Source organism: Erwinia sp. JUb26 (assembly GCF_003751505.1).
Classification (GTDB): Bacteria; Pseudomonadota; Gammaproteobacteria; order Enterobacterales; family Enterobacteriaceae; genus Erwinia.
Genome location: NZ_RJVB01000001.1, coordinates 742,795 through 761,859 on the forward strand (window position 1 = coordinate 742,795; position 19,065 = coordinate 761,859).

Consider the following 19,065-nt stretch of genomic DNA (forward strand, 5'->3'; position numbering starts at 1 on the left):
AGCTACATCAGATGTCGTTCACGCCATACAGAGCGACATTACGTACGTCACTAAGGAAGATATATGAGTCGTAATCCCTCCCTCATCAGTGAAACCAATGCATTAAACGTGGATGAAGCTAAAAATTTCATTAAGTCCGGCGGCGAGCGCGTTCGCCTGGCCTGGGATATCAGCAGCGATGAATTTTTTCGTATCGCCAGTTCTTCCGGTCGTGAAGGCATGCGGATGGTTAAAAAGGGACGCGACTTCTTCCTTGAGCGTATGCCCGCCTAAATTGACGGGTTCGACGAATTAAGAAACAACAAAGGCCCGCTGATGGGCCTTTGTACCCGCTAAAAACGGCTACATTTCCTGCCGTTCCCGCACAAGACAACCTTTAAGCTTTTGTCGCAATAAACTCGCAGATGATTGTTTCGCGCTTTTAGTCAGGCTGGCTTTATACTCAGCAATACGCTCCTGGGCATTGCCAGAGCACATTTCAAGTTCAGCACAAATTAAAGCCTGAAACACGGTCTTCTGACCCTCGATCGGGGCAAGTCGCGCACCCCATTTGGGCTTAATGTAATATGACATAACAGGCTCTCCTCCGTGTCACCGTTTTGTATGCATGTAACCCTTTCGGTATCAATGGCCGCGGCGTTTTCTTCAGCAGCCCAGTGCGCAAATTATAGCGCGGTACCGATCCCAGACTCGCTATTTAAATCAGCCCTTTCTGTCTAAAAGTCACACGCGTGGCTTCGTTCAGATCCAGTTCCCCTACTCACCTACGTTATCAATAATCGGGCATACGATCGTCCTCTGGCGCATGACTCCTCCTGATTAACACCATAAAATACGAGGTTAAATCTTCATCGCGCAGAGTGCCAGCCTAAAACTGGAAGGCACCTCGACTAATGGGAAGAAACAGGGATGAAACAACGTCCTTTGAATCATCAGAACGGTATCGCTGGAGAATGAGTGTTGAGGGACAGCCTCTACTGCTGCTCCAGGGCGGTCCTCGCGCCGCGTTGCGGTACCCTCGGTTACGCCATTGCGCCGAACGGATCGGCCAGGATTGAACGTCCCTGTTCAAACCCGGCCTGGCGCCAGCATCCCTGTTGTCGTCTCCTGGCTCAATGGCTCCACCTCAGCGCTGCGGATGCCCTTACGCTGCAGCAGAGGCTATCCCAATTTATAATTTCATCGCTTTCAGATTTGGACAAAAGCCAAATCTACTAACAAAGTGTGATTCCGCATGCAGCCTGTTTAAAGAGCAGACAATCAAATTGCGATCGCGGAAAAACGGAAGCCATCTCGCTGCCTGAGTGGCAATCGCTTCTTGCAGGCAACGCAGAAGTCACAGAGCAGGCTGGCAGTGCCCCCGAGCGGGCAATCCACTGCAATTAAAACAGAAAGGAAGCCAGGACTCCCCCATACGAATTCGGCTGACAGGCTACCAGCATCCCAGCCCTTCCCGCAGACCACGCCGAGCCATCAGGCCGAGCGGCTGTGTCCTCGAACGGGCAATCCGCAGCGCTGAACAGAGAAAGGAAGCCAGGATTTGGCCGCAGGGACGCGGACAAAAAGTACAGCCGGGGCAGGACGCCCCGTCTGTACTGGTCCTGAAGGCTGACGAACGTAGTGAAGGAACCGCGAAGCGGCGCGAGGACCGGCCCGTTCGAGGACACAGCCGGTCAGGCCGATCGCCAAACGTCCAGCGTCCAGCCATACCTTCAGCCCTAAATCAAAATCAAACCGCCACCCACCGCTGCTCCCGCGAAGAGCGAATCGCCGCATCTATCACCTGCTGGATCTCCATCGCATCCCGGAACCCCGGCCCGCTGAACTCCCCACCGGAGACCGCACGCAGAAACTCCGCAATCTCAATGGTCTTCAGATCGTTAAAGCCCAACTGATGCCCCGGCGCCGGGCAAAACGCGCCGTAAGGCTGCTGCTGCGGACCGGCCTCAATCTTCTGGAAACCTCGTACCCCACCGGCAGCATCGTGACGATAATAGTGCAGCTCGTTAAAGCGCTCCTGGGTGAAATGCAGCGCCCCCCGCGTGCCGTAAACCTCAAAACCCAGCTGCATATTACGCCCCATCGCCACCCAACTGGCCTCTATGCTGCCCTTACAGCCGCGCGCAAACTCCACGGTGAGGCGGGCAATATCATCGACCTCAACCGCGCGCTGCTCGTGCGCACCGGCAGTCACCGGCCGCTGCTTAATCACCGTCTCCAGATCCGCCTGCACCGCCACTACCGGGCCAAGCAGGAAGCGCGCCATCGCCACAATATGGCTGCCCAGATCGGCCACCGCACCCGCACCGCCGGCCGGATCCAGCCGCCATGACCACGGCGTCAGCGGTGAAGACATAAAGTCTTCGGCGTGGATCCCGCGGAAACTGACGATATCGCCCAGATCGCCATTGTCGATCATCTCCCGCGCCAGCTTAATCAGCGGGTTCTTCAGGTAGTTAAAGCCCACCTGGGTGATCACACCCTGCGCCTCGGCGGCCTCGGTCATGATCCGCGCCTCTTCGCTGGTCGGCGCAATCGGCTTTTCGCAGTGTACGTGCTTGCCGGCTTTAATCGCCGCCAGCGCCTGCTCCAGATGGAAGCGATTCGGCGTGGTAATGGAGACCACGTCAATCTCCGGGTCGTTAATCAGCGACTGCCAGTCGTCGGTATGGCGGCGAAAACCGAAGCGTTTTGCCGCGCGTTCCGCCGCGGCACCGTCCACGTCGGCCACCGCAATCAGTTCCGGAACCGCATCAGCGGGGAAAATGCCCGCTGCGGCGCGATAGGCCAGTGCATGTGATAACCCCATAAATCCGGTGCCGATAATACCAATGCCAATATTTTTCATTTTTCTCATTCTCCCTCAGGGATTAATCAACAGTCACAGGCCTGCCGCTGGCGGCAGAGCGCGCGGCACATTCGGCCAGCTTCAGCGCCATCAGGCCATCAAAGGGGGTCACGGGAATGGCGCATTTGCCCAGCGCGGCCTGGATAAACGCATCCATCTCCAGCCGGTAGGCCTGCTCATAGCGCTCAAGGAAGAAGGCTTCCAGCGGGGCCTGTACTTCCGTGGCGGCGGCCGTATAGCGGCGCACGCTGTTTGCCCGTTGGTTATTGTTCAGCAGCATCCCGCCGGAGCCGAACGCCTCCAGCCGCTGATCGTAGCCATACACCGCGCGGCGGCTGCAGTTGATGTGGCACTGCCTGCCCGATGCTGCGATCAGCTGCACCATCACCGTGTCGTAATCGTCAAACTCCGCCAGTTCCGGCTTCAGCAGGCGGCTGGCGCTGGCGTACACTTCCACCGGCTCCTCCCCCAGCAGCCAGCGGGCCATATCGAAGTCGTGGATCACCATATCGCGGAAAATCCCGCCGGAATGGCGCAGGTAGTCCATGGGGGCAAAATCCGGATCCCGGCTGGTAATCACCACCTGATGCAGTTCACCAATTTCCCCGTTGGCAATGGCCTGCTGCAGCTCGCTGGCGCTGGGGTCGAAGCGGCGGTTAAAGGCCACCATGACCGGCGCGTTAATTTCCTCAAGCTGACGGCAGGCGTCGGCGGCACGCGTTAAATCCAGATCGACCGGTTTTTCGCACAGGACTTTTTTTCCCTGCCGCGCGGCGGCCAGCATCAAATCAACGTGGGTATCGGTGGGCGTGGCAATAATGACCGCATCGATATCATCGTCATTAATTAATTCCAGCGGATCGGATACGGCTTTTGCACCGTATAACTCCGCCAGCGCGTTGGCGCTGTTAATAAAAGGATCCGCCACCGCCGCCAGCGATGCCTGCGGGTGATTCGCGATATTTGCGGCGTGGATTTTCCCGATGCGACCAGCACCGAGCACGGCTATTTTCAACATAGTCAGTTCCTGTAGAGGACGGGTAAGTTATTATTCGCCAGCCGTTATATAGCGTGCGCGTTATTTATCTGTCGGCAATTAACAATTAATTTTTCGTCCAGTTCGCCGGTGAAATAATGAATAATATTATTCACGGCGGAAACCGACATGCGCATCGCCGCCTCTTCGGTCAGCCCTGCGGAGTGCGGGCTGAGGATCAGGCGATAAGAGGCGTGCAGCAGCGCCGAGTCGCGCGGCGGTGGTTCCTGACTGAAAACATCCAGCCCCGCGCCGCCCAGGCGGTCGTTCTTCAGCGCGTCGATCAGCGCCTGTTCATCAACAATCCCGCCGCGTGCCGTGTTGATGACAATCGCCTGCGGCTTAAGCAGCGCCAGTTCGCGGCGGCCAATCAGCGGCTTACTGTCGCTGAGCGGCAGATGCACGGTCAGCGCATCGGCGATTTTTAGCCCGGCCTCCAGTTCAGTAATCCGCTCCACGCCGAGGGCATGGAAGATTTCATCGGCGACGTAAGGATCGTAGGCCACCACGAACATATTGAAGCAGCGCGCCATTCTCGCCACTTCGCGCCCGATGCGGCCAAAGCCCAGCACGAACAGCGTGCGCCCCGACAGCTCCATCGCCGAGAAGCTGTTGCGGCAGTTCCAGTTACCGCTGCGCAGGTTTTCATCGTAAACCCGCACCTGTTTCGCTACCGCCATCAGCAGTGCGAAGGTGTGTTCCGCCACGGACAGCGAGTTCACATCGCCAACGATGGTCAGCGGAATGCCGCGCTGGTTCAGCGCCGCCACGTCAACCGCGTCATAGCCCACGCCGTGGCGGGACACCACCTTCAGCCGGGGAGCCTGAGCGATCTCGGTGGCGGTCAGCGGCTGGGTGCGCAGCAGCAGCGCATCGGCATGTTCGATCAACGGCGCATAGCTGGCGGTACTCACCTCTTTCACCAGCTCATAGGTAAAACCCGGGGCGTTTTGCAGAATCGTCAGCCCGGCCTGATGAATACTTCCGGCAATCAGTACGTGCGGCATCTTAGTATCCTCCCTGCTGGCCGTTAGCCTGCGGCGCAGCGCCGGTCAGCTGACGGAAACGCGTGGCGCTGGCCGCCGCCGCACCGCGCAGCAGCTGCACATCGTTAGAAACGGTGACCAGGTCGAAGCCCCACTCCACCGCCCGTGCGGCGTACTCCGGGCTGCCGTTGTGCAGACCCGCGCGGATCCCGGCGGCGTGCGCCCGATCGAGGATATGGCGGATGGCGTCGATAATCTCCGGCTCTTCGCGGTCAAAACCGGTACGGTAGCGGCGGCCGGTCAGCGCCAGGGTCAAATCTGCCGGGCCGATGTAAATCCCATCCAGCCCCGGGGTGCGTACGATCTCTTCGATTTTTTCCACCGCTTCGGCGGTTTCAATCATCGCAAAACACACCACTTCGCTGTCCGCGTGCTGGCCGTAATCCTGCCCCGCGGCGAAGGTGACGCGCGTCGGGCCGAAACTGCGGGAGCCGAGCGGCGGGTAGCGTACGCAGGACACCAGCTGCCGGGCTTCCTCGCCGTTGTTGATCATCGGGCAGATAATGCCGTACGCCCCGGCGTCCAGCGCCTTCATAATGTCGCCCGGCGACAGCCAGGGCACGCGCACCATCGGGGTCACGCCGCTGGCGCGCATCGCCTGCAGCATGGTGGTGGCCGTGTCAAAACCCACCAGGCCGTGCTGGATGTCGATGGTCAGCGCGTCGTAGCCCTGCGCCGCCATAATCTCAGCGGTAAACGGGCTGGCAACCGACAGCCAGCCGTTCAGCACGCTGTGCCCTTCTGCCCATAAACGCTTCACGTTGCTGTTGATCATTGCGGTTTCCTTACAGGACCACCTGCGTCAGTTTGACATTCATATATTCGTAAATACCTTCGGCACCGCCTTCGCTGCCCATGCCGCTGGCCTTAATACCGCCAAACGGCACGTCGGCCGAGGCCAGCGCAAAGCTGTTGATGCCGACCATGCCCGCCTGCAACTGCTGCGAGACGCGGCGAATTCGCGCTGCATCGCGGGTAAAGGCATAGGCGGAGAGCGCCAGCTCGCTGCGGTTCACCCGGGCGATAACCTCGGCTTCGTCAGTAAAGGTGGTGATGGCGGCGATCGGGCCGAAGTTCTCCTCGGCCAGCGCCAGCGCATCGTCCGGCACATCGGCCAGTACGGTGGGCGCAAACCAGAAACCCGGTTTATCGGCAATGCGCTGCCCGCCGGTGATTACGCGAGCGCCTTTCTGCCGCGCATCCTCGACGATGCCTTCAATCGCCTTCAGCCGCCGCAGGTTAATCAGCGGCCCCATTTCACTGCCTTCATCCAGCCCGTAACCGACCCGAATGGCCGCTGCACGACGAGCGAATCCATCGATAAAGGCCTGCGCTACCGACTCATGAACATAGAAGCGATCGGCGGTGACGCACACCTGGCCGCAGTTGGCGAACTTGGTTGGCACCGCCAGGTCCAGCGCTTTTTCGATATCCGCATCCTCAAAGACGATCATCGGCGCGTTGCCGCCCAGCTCCATGCTCACCCGTTTGAGGGTGGCGGCCGAATCGCGGATCATCTGCTGACCAATGGCCGTGGAGCCGGTCAGCGTCACTTTGCGTACCACCGGCGATTCAATCAGCGGCTGATAGGTATTCGCCGTTGGCCCGACCACCATATTGACCACGCCCGCCGGCAGCCCGGCCTTTTGCAGGCAGGTCATGATGACCATGGCCGATCCGGGCACTTCGCTGGAGGGGCGCAGCACCACGGTGCAGCCCGCCGCCAGCGCCGGAGCCAGCTTGCGGGCAATCAGCACCACCGGGAAGTTCCACGCGGTAAAGGCCGCCACCACGCCGACGGCCTGATGAGAGACCTCACAGCGCCCGCCCGGCACGCGGCTTTCGACGATGCGACCGTACACGCGGCGCGCCTCTTCGGCGTACCAGGTGAACTGATCGATAGCCAGCGTCCATTCGCGGCTGGCCTGCGCCAGCGGCTTGCCGCTCTCCAAAGAGATGGTGCGTGCCGCCTGCTCGCGGGCCAGTTCCATTTCCGCTGCAACGCGGTGCAGCGTATCGGCGCGCTCCCACGCTGCCCGCGCCTGCCACTGTGCCAGCGCCGCTTCCGCGCTGGCTATCGCTTCCAGCGTATCCTCGCGGGAGGCAGCAACGATCTCGCCCAGCTGCTCATCGCGGCCCGGATCGGTGACCACGATGGTTTCGCCACTGCTGCCCTGACGCCAGCCGCCGTTAATAAACTGCCCGTAGTCGTTATACATAACTGGTCCTGTTTTCCTGCCGCTCAACGCGGGAGCGGGATGTTAATTCGGCGGAAGCTAGCTGACCTCTCTCCGCCACCGGTTATTAACTTAATTGCAAGTAAGAAATAAATGCAATAAAAATTGCATGGCCGGTTTCAGCCTTAAAGCCACCGGTTTTTACATCAGAAGAAACATACCAACCGTATGATTTTTAATAATTTAATAGTTAGTAAAACCGTTTTTGAGAGAGAGATTCCAGGGTTTTACGTCGGGAATGAAATGCAGAACTTCTGAAGCAGATCACGCTTTTAGAAATTTCAATTGCAATGAAAATTGTAATGCAATTTTAGTTGCGATAGCCTGCAGTCAGAATTAAACGCAAGGACAGATGCCGATGGCCAGCCGCAAAGAGACAGACAAGAAAGATCTCCCACCGCCGCATAAGAACTATGAGCAGGTGGTGAACGACATTACCGCACGCTATTCGCAGCTGTCGGATCGTTTCCAGCAGGTGGCGCGATTTATTACGCAAAACCCCAACGCCGTGGCGCTGGAGTCAATCAATGCGATTGCCGCCCGCTGCGCCCTGCACCCTTCCACGCTGGTGCGCTTTGCCCAGCACTTTGGCTACAGCGGCTTTAAGCAGATGCAGGCGGTGTTTCAGACCCGGCTGGCGACTACCGCCCCAGGTTATAACGAACGCATCGTGGCGCTGGAAAACGACCTGCAGAAGAACCAGCAGCAGGGGAATCTCGGGTTTCTGCAGGATCTGGTGGTGCGTGACATCGCCACGCTGCAGGGCATGCTGGAAAGCGTGACCGCCGCCGATCTTGACTACAGCGCCCAGCTGATGGGCCGCGCCGACACCATTTTTATCGCCGGGCAGCTGCGTTCCGAGCCGGTGGCCATTTTGCTGCGCTACCTGCTGACGATGCTGAACCGCAAAGTGGTTCTGCTGGATATGTCCGGCGGGCTGGCCCCGCATATGGCGATGAATATGACCCCGCGCGACCTGCTGGTTGCCGTCTCCTTCCGCCATTACGCACAGGAAGTGGTTAATATCGCCGAGATCGCCGCCCAGAAAAAAGTGCCGCTGATCGCCATCACCGACAGCGTCCTGTCGCCGCTGGCAAAAGATGCGCGAGTGCTGTTTACCATCCCGGAAGAGGAATACAGCTTTTCCCGTTCGCTGGCCGCGCCGGTGTGCCTGGTACAGTGCATCGCGCTGGCGCTGGCCGCCGAACTGCATCCCGAAGAGGAGCAGCCGCGTATTGCCACGCTGACCGAGCGCACGCAGATCCGCGAAGAGGGGAAGAAAAGCGGTCATAAATAGCCGCAGTCCGGTTTAACGCTCTCCCTCTGGGGAGAGTTACGTCCGGATTTGCAACTAAAATTGCTTATTTTCATTTTTAGCAAATTTAATTCTATAACCAGCCTGATTACGGGCCCTACAACAGGTAGAAACTATGTCGACCTATCGTTGCACCACTGCACAGGCGGTGGTCCGTTACCTGAGCAATCAGTTTATCCACGTAGACGGTGAAGACGTGCCGCTTTTCCCCGGCGTGTTCGGCATCTTCGGCCACGGCAACGTCACTTGCATCGGTGAAGCGCTGGAAAGCGTGCAGGACGTGCTGCCGACCTGGCGCGGCCAGAATGAGCAGTCAATGGCCTTCGCCGCCGTCGGTTTTGCCAAAGCGCGCCTGCGCCAGCAGATCATGGTGGTCACCGCCTCTATCGGCCCCGGCACCACTAACCTGCTGACTGCCGCAGGCGTGGCTCACGTCAGCCGTCTGCCGATGCTGATGATCTGCGGCGATTCGTTTGCCCGCCGCGTGCCGGATCCGGTCATGCAGCAGGTGGAGCACTTCAGCGACCCCAGCCAGACGGTCAACGACGCCTTTAAGGCGGTCACCCGCTACTGGGATCGCATCACGTGGCCGGAGCAGATCCTCTCTTCACTGCCGCAGGCGGTGGCAACCATGCTGGATCCGGCGGACTGCGGTCCGGCCTTTATCGGTCTGTGCCAGGACGTGCAGGAGATGGCCTTTGACTATCCGGAGGCGTTTTTCGCCCGCCGCGTTCACACTATCCCTCGCCCGCGCCCGGACCAGCAGTTGCTGAAGCAGGCGGCCACGCTGCTGGCTTCCGCCCGGCACCCGCTGATTATCGCCGGGGGCGGCGTGCGCTACTCGCGTGCAGAGGCCGAGTTGGAAGCGTTCGCTCGCCAGCGCGGTATTCCGGTGGTGGAAACCATCGCCGGGAAAGGCACGCTGACCCACGATCATCCACTGCATATCGGCCCGGTCGGTATTCTGGGTTCGACCTCCGCCAACGCGCTGGCGGCAAAAGCCGATGTGATTATCGCCATCGGCACCCGACTGATGGACTTTGTCACCGGCTCCTGGACGGTGTTTTCACCCGAGGCGCGCTTTATTGCCATTAACGCCGCGCGCTTTGATGCCCACAAGCACTTCTCGCTGCCGCTGGTCGCCGATGCCCGCGAAGGGATCCGCGAACTTAACGCCGCACTCGGCAGCTATGCTGCGGACGCGGACTGGCTGGACAGTGGCAAAACCGCCTTCGCCGCGTGGGATCGGCTGATCGCCGATCGCCAGCGGCGCACCGTGACCACCGGCGTACCGACCTACGCGCAGGTGGTTGGCGTGGTCAATGAACGCGCCGCTGCCGAAGACTACGCGATCAGCGCGGCGGGCGGCCTGCCGGGTGAGCTGGTGAAGGGCTGGAAGGTAAAAAATCCCGGCACCTTCGACTGCGAGTTCGGCTTCTCCTGCATGGGCTATGAAATTTCTGCGGGCTGGGGCGTGGCGATGATGGAACAGGATCGCGACGTGTTTGTGCTGATTGGCGACGGCACCTACATGATGATGAACTCGGACATCTATTCCAGCGTGCTTTCCGGCCACAAACTGATCCTGCTGGTGTGCGACAACGGCGGCTACGCGGTGATTAACCGCCTGCAAAACGCCAAGGGCGGCGCGTCGTTCAACAATCTGCTGAAGGACTGCCGGGTGACCGAGCCGTTCCACGTCGATTTCGTGGCCAACGCGCAGTCGATGGGCGCGCTGGCACGCAAGGTCGGCAGCCTGGATGAACTGGCCGACGCCGTGGACTGGGCGAAGGGCAACGACCGCACCACGGTGATCTGCATCGATACGCATCCGCACGAATGGACGCCGGGCGATGCCTGGTGGGACGTGGGCGTGCCGGAAGTCAGCCAGCGCGAGAGCGTGAATCAGGCGCGAGCGGAGCACATTGCAGGCCGTAAAAAACAGCGTACAGGTATTTAACTTTCAGCCAGAGGAATCAGAACATGACGTTGCACGCAAAACTGGGTATTGCCCCTATCGCCTGGTCCAACGACGACCTGCCGCAGCTCGGCGGCGACACGCCGCTTTCCGTCTGCCTGGCCGAAAGCCGGCTGGCGGGTTTTTCCGGCGTAGAAACCGGCGGTAAATTCCCGCGCACCGCCGCTGAACTGCAGCCGCAGCTGGCGGAGTATCAGCTACAGCTGGTCTCCGGCTGGTACTCCGGCACCCTGCTGGATAACGATCTGGAGAGTGAAATCGCCAAAGCCACGCCGCAGATGCAGCTGTTTAAGGAGTGCGGTGCGGCCTGCCTGGTGTACGGCGAAACCGCAGGCACCATTCAAAACCAGCAGCAGGTGCCGCTGGGCCAGCGCCGCAGGCTGACGGAGGAACAGATCCACGAGTACGGCGCGAAGCTTAACCTGTTTGCCAGCTGGTGCCGTGATTTTGGCGTACCGCTGGCCTTCCATCATCATATGGGGACGGTGATTGAGGACGAGCGCGATATCGATCTGCTGATGGCGGCTACCGGCCCGCAGGTGGGGCTGCTGTTTGACACCGGGCACCTGGTGTTTGCCGGGGTCGATCCGCTTAGCGTCCTGAGCAAGCACGGCAAGCGCATCAACCACGTGCATACCAAAGACATCCGTGCGGACGTGCGCGCCGGGCTGGACTGGCAGCGCGACTCGTTTCTCGATGCGGTGCTGAAAGGCGTTTACACCGTACCGGGCGACGGCAGCATTGATTTCGATGCGGTGATCTCAAGGCTGGCCGGCATCGGCTATCAGGGTTGGTTTGTGGTGGAGGCCGAGCAGGATCCGGCGCTGGCCCCGCCGCTGGAATATGCGCGGATTGGCTACGCCAGCCTGACATCCTCGCTGACCAAAGCCGGATACGCCATCGATCGTGCCGCGCAGCGCTGAACGACAGCAGAGCAATCATGAATCCATCTCCGGCGGCCTGTGCCGCTGACTGACGACCCGGCAGCCGGGGATTATCCGGCTGCCGCTTAACCGGGCAGGATGATGCAAAGATGATGAATATCGACAAAATGCAGGATATCACCGACTTCTATCAGGATTTTTTGCAGGCCATCCGCAGCATCAGAGGCAGCATGCTGCATCGCGATGCGGAGAAAAGGCTGATGCTGCTGCGCTGGCTGGACGCCCGGCAGAAAAAACGCAGTTGCCGCTCGCACTGCAAAAGCGAAATTCTCAGTATGTATGCGGAAGTGGAAACCCATCCGCCGGAGGTTCTGGAGCGCCGGATCCGCACGCTGTACGAGAACTGCGCCTGCATTGTGGCCCAGCTGCGCGCGCCCGCCGTTCGTCGCTCTGCCTGAATTAGTGACAGGGTTTCAGTCGGGTCGATGCGGCCCGGAACAAAGTTGTCCCAATCCCATCGCTTATTGTCCATCAGGCTACTTATTGCGGTTTTCCCTCCTCTCTATACTGGCGCGGTACGGCGGTATTCCGCTGCCGCTCAGATGGAGAGCCATTGATGAAACTCACCCAGATCCGCAACGCTACGCTTAAACTGGACTATGCCGGTAAAACCTTTCTGATCGACCCGATGCTGGCGGATAAAGACGCGCTGCCCGGCTTCCCCGGCACCGCCCGCAGCCATCTGCGCAACCCGCTGGTCGAGCTGCCGCTGCCGGTTGCGGAGATCCTTAAAGCAGATGCGGTTATCGTTACCCACACTCACGAGGACCATTGGGATGAGGCGGCGCAGCGTCTGATTGCAAGTGATATCCCTCTTTACAGCCAGAATCCGCAGGATGCCGGGCAAATCAGCGCGCAGGGTTTCAGCACGGTGACGGTGCTGGATGACCGTAACGAGATTGACGGCATCACCCTGTGGAAAACCGATGGCCAGCACGGCAGCAACGCCGCCTATGCGCTGCCGCCGCTGGCAAAACGGCTGGGTAAGGCCTGCGGGCTGGTGTTCCAGCACCCTTATGAGCCGACGCTGTATATCGCCGGCGACACCGTCTGGGTACCGGCCGTTGAGCAGGCGCTGGCAACCTTCAAACCCGACGTGGTGGTGCTGAATGCCGGCAGTGCCCAGATTGACTGCTTTGGCGCGATTATCATGGGCGAGGAAGATACGCTGCGCGTTCACCGTCTGCTGCCGGAAAGTCATATCATTGCCAGCCATATGGAGGCAATTAACCACTGCCTGCTCGGCCGCCAACAGCTGCGCGATTATGCAGAGCGCCACGGCTTCGCCCATCGCCTGTGGGTTGCGGAAGATGGCGAAAGCCGGGCGTACTGAGTGGTAAGATAGCCGTCCTTGCGCCGTCATCAGGAGAGAAACATGTCGTTACCGTCGGTCGCCGTGCTGGTGACGCCAGGATTCAGCCCGTTCCATTTCTCGGTGCCCTGCACGATTTTTGGCCCGGTGCTGGCGGATCGTCCATTGTTTGAACTGACGCTGTGCGCCGAGCAGCCCGGCACGCTGAAATCGCTGATGGGAATGAGCATTGAAACCCCGCACGGGCTGGAAGCGCTGGCGCAGGCCGATTTGATCGTTGTGCCCTACTGGCCGCATCCCGGCGAACGGCCCTCTGCGGTATTATGCCAGGCATTAAATGAGGCGTGGAAGCGCGGTGCCCGCGTGGTGGGTCTGTGCCTCGGCACCTATGTACTGGCCTACGCCGGTCTGCTTGACGGAAAGCGGGCCTCAACCCACTGGGAGTTTGAGCAGGACTTCAGCGCGCGCTTCCCGCAGGTGCAGCTGGATACTAACGCGCTCTACGTTGACCAGCAGCGGCTGATCACCTCTGCCGGGACCGCCGCCGGAATGGACTGCTGCCTGTATCTGCTGCGGCAGTTCTACGGAAGTGCCGTTGCCAACCGGGTCGCGCGGAGGATGGTGATCCCGCCGCACCGCGACGGTGGCCAGGCGCAGTATATTTCTCACCCAATCCCACAAACCACCCAGGATGAGCGCATCAACGCCCTGCTCGGCTATCTGCGCGACCACCTCGAACGCCAGCACGATCTTGATTCGCTGGCGGAACGGGTGATGATGAGCCGCCGAACCTTTACCCGCCATTTTCTGCGCGCCACCGGCATGTCGGTAGGCGAATGGCTGAACGCCGAGCGCCTGCAGAACAGCCAGCAGCTGCTGGAGCTGACCGAACATTCCATTGAAGCCGTCGCCGCCCTCAGCGGTTACCAGTCGGTGATTTCCTTCCGCCAAAGCTTTAAGCAGCGCTATACCGTCAGCCCCAGCGAATGGCGGCGTACCTTCCAGGGCGGGAAGTCTGAGCATTAGCGGGCGTGGTACGGCGGTATTCCACTGCCGCTCAGATGGAGAGCTATTGATGAAACTCACTAAAATCGCTACTGACGTTGTTTCATATAATTGGTACGGTACCAATCTCTTTCACGACCCCTACCGTGGAAAGAAGCAATAACTGATTTTAACGAAAATACGCAAGGAGCGATTATGTACGGTAACAATGAAGTCATCAGTTATTTACAGGCCAATAAGATTCTTGCACTAAAACTCGATCATGCTGTTTCCGCCGTCGGTCAGCAGGTCAGAAAACAAGTTGATATATTAGGAAAAGGTGCGAGCCGCCTGCTGTATTACACATCCTGTTTCACCGATGAATATAATGACGTTTGCCAGAGACAAAAGACCGAAGATATCCGTTTCAGAAATGCCGTTTACAAGATAATACGCCACGACGATGTGCTCTATGACATGCTTCAGATCTACTTCGAAGAAATTTTCAAATACAAAACATCTGAGCAGTTAGAGTACATCAAACAGTGGCTGATGGCCGTGAATGTCCATATCGCTGCCAGTTCTCTCACTAGTGCTGGCTTTACATTAGCGGTCGCCAGCAGCGTTCGCATTGGGTTAAATCTCAGCCTCGAGATAAGCGCTCTTGCAGGTACATGGGCCTCACGTGGTGTTGCATCCCTAGGGGTTTATGGCATTGTGCAGAAGTCTGCGGACAGTGCTCATCGCCTGCATATTCAATTTCCCGCCTATTATTCTGCGCTCTATGCACAAGGGCTGGAGATGCTCTACTTTCTCATTGAGCCGGTATTCCAAAAGGCGGGCGCTATTGAAGCACAATGGGCATCATCAAATAGTGATATTGTGGGGATCATCAGCAGGATGATTCAATAGCCATGATGATATATATCAAGCGTTTTTTACGGTGGCAGGGACGTTTCTTCTTTTCGGTCTACGGCCCAACCGTGTTAACCATTATTTTCGCCCTGGTTCAGGCGCATTTCTTCCCCAGTAGTCCAGTCTGGCCAATCGGTATTTTCTTCATAGCAGTAATGATAATTTTTGGTTGTTATGTTAAATGGTGATGCACCGACAATCCCAATATTTAATACTCACTGATAAGGAAATTATATGTCCACTCCCGCACACTTATGGCTTGAGGATGAAAATGGTTCCCCGATCATTGGCAGTTGTCTAATGCCACTGCGTCTGGGCTCAATCGAGTTAAAATCATTTTCCCACGGTGTCACTATTCCCGTTGATCCAAGCTGGGGGAAACTTACAGGTACGCGCGTTCACCGCCCTATTACGATAGTGAAAGAATTTGATCAGACAACACCTCTCCTGTACCGCGCTGTCTGCGAAGGCCGAACCATGAAGAAGGGTACAATCAAGATGTATCGCATTCTTGAATCAGGCGTCGAGGCCGAATATTTCAATATCATTCTGGAAAACGTCAAATTCACAACAGTTGCACCCTATCTGGCTCCTAACGGTATGAGTAGCACTCACCTTGAAACGCTAGAATTGCGTTACGAGGCGATCGCCTGGAAGTATACGGAAGGAAATATCATCTATCGCGATTCGTGGAACGATCGTTGTTGTGCCTGATTAAGCTCATAAGAGGAGGCAACTGCATCCTCTGGCACTAACGGGGAGAGAAAAAATCGGCGTACTTTCCAAGGCTGTAAGACTGAGTCGTAACGCACGAGCCTTCAGTAAAAAATAAGCTTGTGAGCCACCTCGCAGATCGATAAAAGATCCAGGAAACCTGAAAAGTAATCGATTACATTCATATGACATAACAATGTAATCGATTACTTTTCAGGAAGGGGTCTGACGATGGTTTCTTCACTTACCGCTGGAAACGGTTCGCGGCAGCAGCATGTGATGCTGGTTCCACGGCTGTCATTAATGATGTTTTTACAGTTCTTCATCTGGGGAACCTGGTCGGTCACGCTCGGCCTGGTGATGACCCAGCATAATCTCGGCAGCATCATCGGCGATGCCTTCTCCGCCGGGCCGATAGCCTCGATCCTCTCACCGTTTGTACTGGGGATGGTGGTTGACCGCTTCTTCCCGTCGCAGAAGGTGGTGGCGCTGCTGCACCTGGCCGGTGCGGTCATTCTGTGGTTCGTCCCGCAGGCGCTGCTGGCCGAGAACGGCTCGCTGCTGATCGCCCTGCTGTTTGCCTACACGCTGTGCTATATGCCGACCCTGGCGCTGACCAACAACATCGCCTTCCACAGCCTGAGCAACAGCGAGAAAAGCTTCCCGGTGGTGCGGGTGTTCGGCACCATCGGCTGGATCGTGGCCGGGATCTGTATCGGCGTCAGCGGCATTGCCGCCAGCACCGATATCTTCCGCCTCGCCGCCGTCTTCTCTGCGGTGCTCGCCGCCTACAGCCTGACGCTGCCGCACACCCCTGCTCCGGCCAAAGGTCAGCCGTTTGCCCTGCGCGATCTGCTGTGCGCCGACGCGTTCGCGCTGCTGAAGAAAAGCCACTTCCTGATCTTCGCCATCTGCGCCACGCTGATCTCTATCCCGTTGGGCACCTATTACGCCTTTACCGCGTCGTTCCTCTCCGACGTGGGTATTGCGGACGTCAGTACCGCGATGTCGTTCGGCCAGATGTCCGAAATCTTCTTTATGCTGATTATCCCGCTGCTGTTCCGTCGGCTGGGCGTGAAGTACATGCTGCTGATCGGCATGGCGGGCTGGTTCGTGCGCTACGCGCTGTTTGCCTTCGGCGTCAATGAAGAGACCCGCTGGCTGCTGTATATCGGCATCCTGCTGCACGGCGTGTGTTACGACTTCTTCTTTGTTATCGGCTTTATCTACACCGACCGCATCGCCGGTAGCCAGGTAAAAGGCCAGGCGCAGAGCCTGATCGTGATGTTCACCTACGGCATCGGCATGCTGCTGGGGTCGCAGATTTCCGGCGCGCTGTACAACCAGTTAATCAACCACGGCGGCGTACATCAGCCGGAAAACTGGACCACGTTCTGGCTGATCCCGGCGGTTGCCGCCGCGGTTATCGCGGTCATATTCCTCTTCACCTTCAAGTACAAAGAGCAGGAATAGTTTTTGATCAACTTCAGGAGTAAGCAATGAAAACGTTAAAAGGGCCTGGCCTGTTTTTGTCCCAGTTCATCGGTGATATGCCACCGTTTAATACCCTGGAAAACCTCGCCAGATGGGCGTCGGGGCTGGGTTTCCGGGCGTTGCAGATCCCCTGTAATCATCCAACGATATTTGATGTGGAAAAGGCCGCCAGCAGCCAGGCCTACTGTGATGACATCACCGCGCTGCTGGCGCGCTACGGGCTGGTGATTAGCGAACTGTCCACCCACCTTGAAGGGCAGCTACTGGCGGTGCATCCCGCCTACGAACTGGCGTTTCGTGACTTCGCCCCGGCGGCGCTTCGTGACGATCCAGCAGCGCGTCAGCGGTGGGCGGCGGAGAAGATCCAGCAGGCGGCAGCCGCCTCGGAAAAGCTGGGGCTAAAATCCCATGCCACCTTCTCCGGCGCGCTGGCCTGGCCGTACTTTTATCCGTGGCCGCCGCGCAAAGAGGCGTTGATCGATGCCGCCTTTAATGAGCTGGCCGCCCGCTGGAAGCCGATTCTCGACTGCTTCGATCGCCACGGCGTCGACGTATGCTACGAGCTGCATCCGTCGGAGGATTTGCACGACGGGGTTACCTTCGACCGCTTCCTCGCGGCGGTCGACCATCATCCTCGCTGCAATATTCTGTTCGATCCCAGCCATATGCTGCTGCAGCAGATGGACTACCTGACCTTTATCGACCTCTACCACACGCGCATTAAAGCGTTCCACGTGAAGGATGCCGAGTTCACACCTTCCGGGCGCAGCGGGGTTTACGGCGGCTATCAGCCGTGGAGCGAACGGCCAGGACGCTTCCGCTCGCCGGGCGACGGTCAGATCGATTTCAAAGGCATTTTCAGCCGGCTGGCGCAGTACGACTATGACGGCTGGGCGGTCCTGGAATGGGAATGCTGCCTGAAGGAGGCGGAAAGCGGCGCGCGGGAAGGCGCGAAGTTTATCGCCGAACATATTATTCCGGTGTCCGCGCGGGCGTTTGATGACTTCGCCGCCACCGGCAGCGAGGACGACAGCATCCGCACCATGCTGGGGCTAAATCCGGAGTCAAAAAATGATTAAGGCGGCGATTATCGGCTCGGGCTTTATCGGCCCGGCGCATCTTGAAGCCATCCGCCGCCTGGGATTTGTGGAGGTGGTGGCCATCTGCGACAGCTCGCTGGACAAAGCGCAGGAGAAGGCGCGGCAGCTTAACGTGCCCCACGCCTATGCCGATGTGGCGGAACTGTTGCGCCACGACGGGCTTCAGGTGGTGCATAACTGCACCCCCAATCATCTGCACGCGGCGATCAATCGTCAGGTGCTGGCGGCGGGTAAGCATCTGTTTTCCGAAAAGCCGCTGTGCATGACCGGCGAGGAGGCGCGCGAGTTAGTGAAACTGGCGGAGGCGTCCGGCGTGGTGCACGGGGTGAGCTTTGTCTATCGCCAGTTCGCTATGGTGCAGCAGGCCGCCAGCCTGATCCGTCAGCAGCAGGCCGGCAAGGTATTTGCCGTACACGGCAGCTACCTGCAGGACTGGATGCTGTACGACAGCGATTTCAACTGGCGCGTGTCGGCAACCCAGGGCGGCGCATCACGAGCGGTGGCGGATATCGGCTCCCACTGGTGCGATACGCTGCAGTTCGTGACCGGGCGGCGCATCAGCGCGGTGATGGCCGACTTTTCTATCGTTCATCCGGTTCGTCGGGTGGCGCGCGGGGCCGCGACGACCTTTGCCGCAGCCGAAGAGAACGGCGAATTCGATGAGGTGTCCGTGGATACCGAAGATTTTGCGTCGATTCTGCTGCGCTTCGACGACGGCAGCCGGGGCAGCCTGACGGTTTCACAGGTCAGCGCCGGGCGCAAAAACCGGCTGGCGTTTGAGGTGAACGCCAGCGAGATGTCGATAGCCTGGGATCAGGAAGTACCGCAGCAGCTGTGGCTGGGGCATCGCGACCGCCCGAACCAGATGCTGAGTGACGATCCTTCGCTGGTAAACCGCGACGTGGCCGCCGCCGTACACTTCCCCGGAGGCCATATTGAAGGCTGGCCGGACGCGTTTAAGAATATGATGCTGAACTATTACCGCTTTATTCAACAGGGTAAACGCCCTGGCTTAGATGCGGCCGACTTCGCCACCTTCCATGAAGGGGCCAGCGTGCTGCTGATCGTGGAAGCGATGCTGCAGAGCCATCAGCAGCAGCGCTGGGTTGAGGTGGCAACGCTGGCGTAAACGCCCGCCCCGC

General features: G+C 58.7%; 18 protein-coding genes. 12 read left to right on the forward strand and 6 right to left on the reverse strand.

Annotated elements, in window-relative coordinates; all coding sequences use genetic code 11:
* Window positions 1-63 precede the first annotated feature (63 nt).
* Window positions 64-273, forward strand: coding sequence for a hypothetical protein (locus EC836_RS03520; RefSeq protein WP_123330147.1), 210 nt, complete (start codon window positions 64-66; stop codon window positions 271-273).
* Between the two features lie 69 nt (window positions 274-342).
* On the opposite strand, the gene EC836_RS24565 is transcribed toward EC836_RS03520, so the two are convergent.
* The 6 genes from EC836_RS24565 to EC836_RS03545 all read right to left on the reverse strand — a co-directional run bounded on the left by EC836_RS24565 (window position 343) and on the right by EC836_RS03545 (window position 7,149).
* Complete coding sequence (locus EC836_RS24565; RefSeq protein WP_148050353.1) at window positions 343-573, reverse strand: hypothetical protein; 231 nt, start codon at window positions 571-573, stop codon at window positions 343-345.
* A 1,156-nt stretch (window positions 574-1,729) separates the two neighbouring features.
* Entirely contained in the window at window positions 1,730-2,848 is a 1,119-nt protein-coding gene (locus EC836_RS03525) for a Gfo/Idh/MocA family protein (protein WP_123330148.1), read from the reverse strand.
* Window positions 2,849-2,870: 22 nt separating this feature from the next.
* Window positions 2,871-3,866, reverse strand: a complete 996-nt coding sequence (gene iolG / locus EC836_RS03530; RefSeq protein ID WP_123330150.1) for an inositol 2-dehydrogenase — start codon at window positions 3,864-3,866, stop codon at window positions 2,871-2,873.
* 44 nt (window positions 3,867-3,910) lie between these two features.
* Complete coding sequence (locus EC836_RS03535) at window positions 3,911-4,891, reverse strand: hydroxyacid dehydrogenase (protein ID WP_123330152.1); 981 nt, start codon at window positions 4,889-4,891, stop codon at window positions 3,911-3,913.
* Window position 4,892: 1 nt separating this feature from the next.
* Window positions 4,893-5,705 (reverse strand): HpcH/HpaI aldolase/citrate lyase family protein, encoded by an 813-nt coding sequence (locus tag EC836_RS03540; protein WP_123330154.1) that lies wholly within the window; start codon window positions 5,703-5,705, stop codon window positions 4,893-4,895.
* Window positions 5,706-5,715: 10 nt separating this feature from the next.
* On the reverse strand, window positions 5,716-7,149 hold the full coding sequence (locus EC836_RS03545; RefSeq protein WP_123330156.1) for an NAD-dependent succinate-semialdehyde dehydrogenase: 1,434 nt from the start codon (window positions 7,147-7,149) through the stop codon (window positions 5,716-5,718).
* A gap of 376 nt (window positions 7,150-7,525) precedes the next feature.
* On the opposite strand from EC836_RS03545, the gene EC836_RS03550 reads away from it, so the two are divergent.
* From EC836_RS03550 to EC836_RS03605, 11 genes are all read left to right on the forward strand, one after another.
* The gene (locus EC836_RS03550; protein WP_123330765.1) at window positions 7,526-8,464 is read left to right on the forward strand and encodes a MurR/RpiR family transcriptional regulator; all 939 of its coding nucleotides are present in this window, start codon (window positions 7,526-7,528) and stop codon (window positions 8,462-8,464) included.
* Window positions 8,465-8,597: 133 nt separating this feature from the next.
* Window positions 8,598-10,442, forward strand: a complete 1,845-nt coding sequence (gene iolD / locus EC836_RS03555; protein ID WP_123330158.1) for a 3D-(3,5/4)-trihydroxycyclohexane-1,2-dione acylhydrolase (decyclizing) — start codon at window positions 8,598-8,600, stop codon at window positions 10,440-10,442.
* 29 nt (window positions 10,443-10,471) lie between these two features.
* The gene (iolE, locus tag EC836_RS03560; protein ID WP_123330767.1) at window positions 10,472-11,383 is read left to right on the forward strand and encodes a myo-inosose-2 dehydratase; all 912 of its coding nucleotides are present in this window, start codon (window positions 10,472-10,474) and stop codon (window positions 11,381-11,383) included.
* Between the two features lie 110 nt (window positions 11,384-11,493).
* The gene (locus EC836_RS03565; protein WP_123330160.1) at window positions 11,494-11,802 is read left to right on the forward strand and encodes a hypothetical protein; all 309 of its coding nucleotides are present in this window, start codon (window positions 11,494-11,496) and stop codon (window positions 11,800-11,802) included.
* Window positions 11,803-11,960: 158 nt separating this feature from the next.
* A complete protein-coding gene (locus EC836_RS03570) occupies window positions 11,961-12,737 on the forward strand; it encodes an MBL fold metallo-hydrolase (RefSeq protein ID WP_123330162.1) in 777 nt (258 codons plus the stop codon).
* A gap of 42 nt (window positions 12,738-12,779) precedes the next feature.
* Complete coding sequence (locus EC836_RS03575) at window positions 12,780-13,742, forward strand: GlxA family transcriptional regulator (protein ID WP_123330164.1); 963 nt, start codon at window positions 12,780-12,782, stop codon at window positions 13,740-13,742.
* Between the two features lie 174 nt (window positions 13,743-13,916).
* Window positions 13,917-14,612, forward strand: a complete 696-nt coding sequence (locus tag EC836_RS03580; RefSeq protein ID WP_123330166.1) for a hypothetical protein — start codon at window positions 13,917-13,919, stop codon at window positions 14,610-14,612.
* A gap of 237 nt (window positions 14,613-14,849) precedes the next feature.
* Window positions 14,850-15,329: a type VI secretion system tube protein TssD gene (locus tag EC836_RS03590; protein WP_123330170.1), complete on the forward strand. Its 480-nt coding sequence runs from the start codon at window positions 14,850-14,852 to the stop codon at window positions 15,327-15,329.
* Between the two features lie 231 nt (window positions 15,330-15,560).
* Entirely contained in the window at window positions 15,561-16,802 is a 1,242-nt protein-coding gene (locus EC836_RS03595; RefSeq protein ID WP_123330172.1) for an MFS transporter, read from the forward strand.
* 26 nt (window positions 16,803-16,828) lie between these two features.
* Entirely contained in the window at window positions 16,829-17,902 is a 1,074-nt protein-coding gene (locus EC836_RS03600; RefSeq protein ID WP_123330174.1) for a sugar phosphate isomerase/epimerase, read from the forward strand.
* Window positions 17,895-19,052 (forward strand): Gfo/Idh/MocA family protein, encoded by a 1,158-nt coding sequence (locus tag EC836_RS03605; RefSeq protein WP_123330176.1) that lies wholly within the window; start codon window positions 17,895-17,897, stop codon window positions 19,050-19,052. The genes EC836_RS03600 and EC836_RS03605 overlap by 8 nt, the downstream gene beginning before the upstream one ends.
* The last annotated feature ends 13 nt before the right edge of the window (window positions 19,053-19,065 follow it).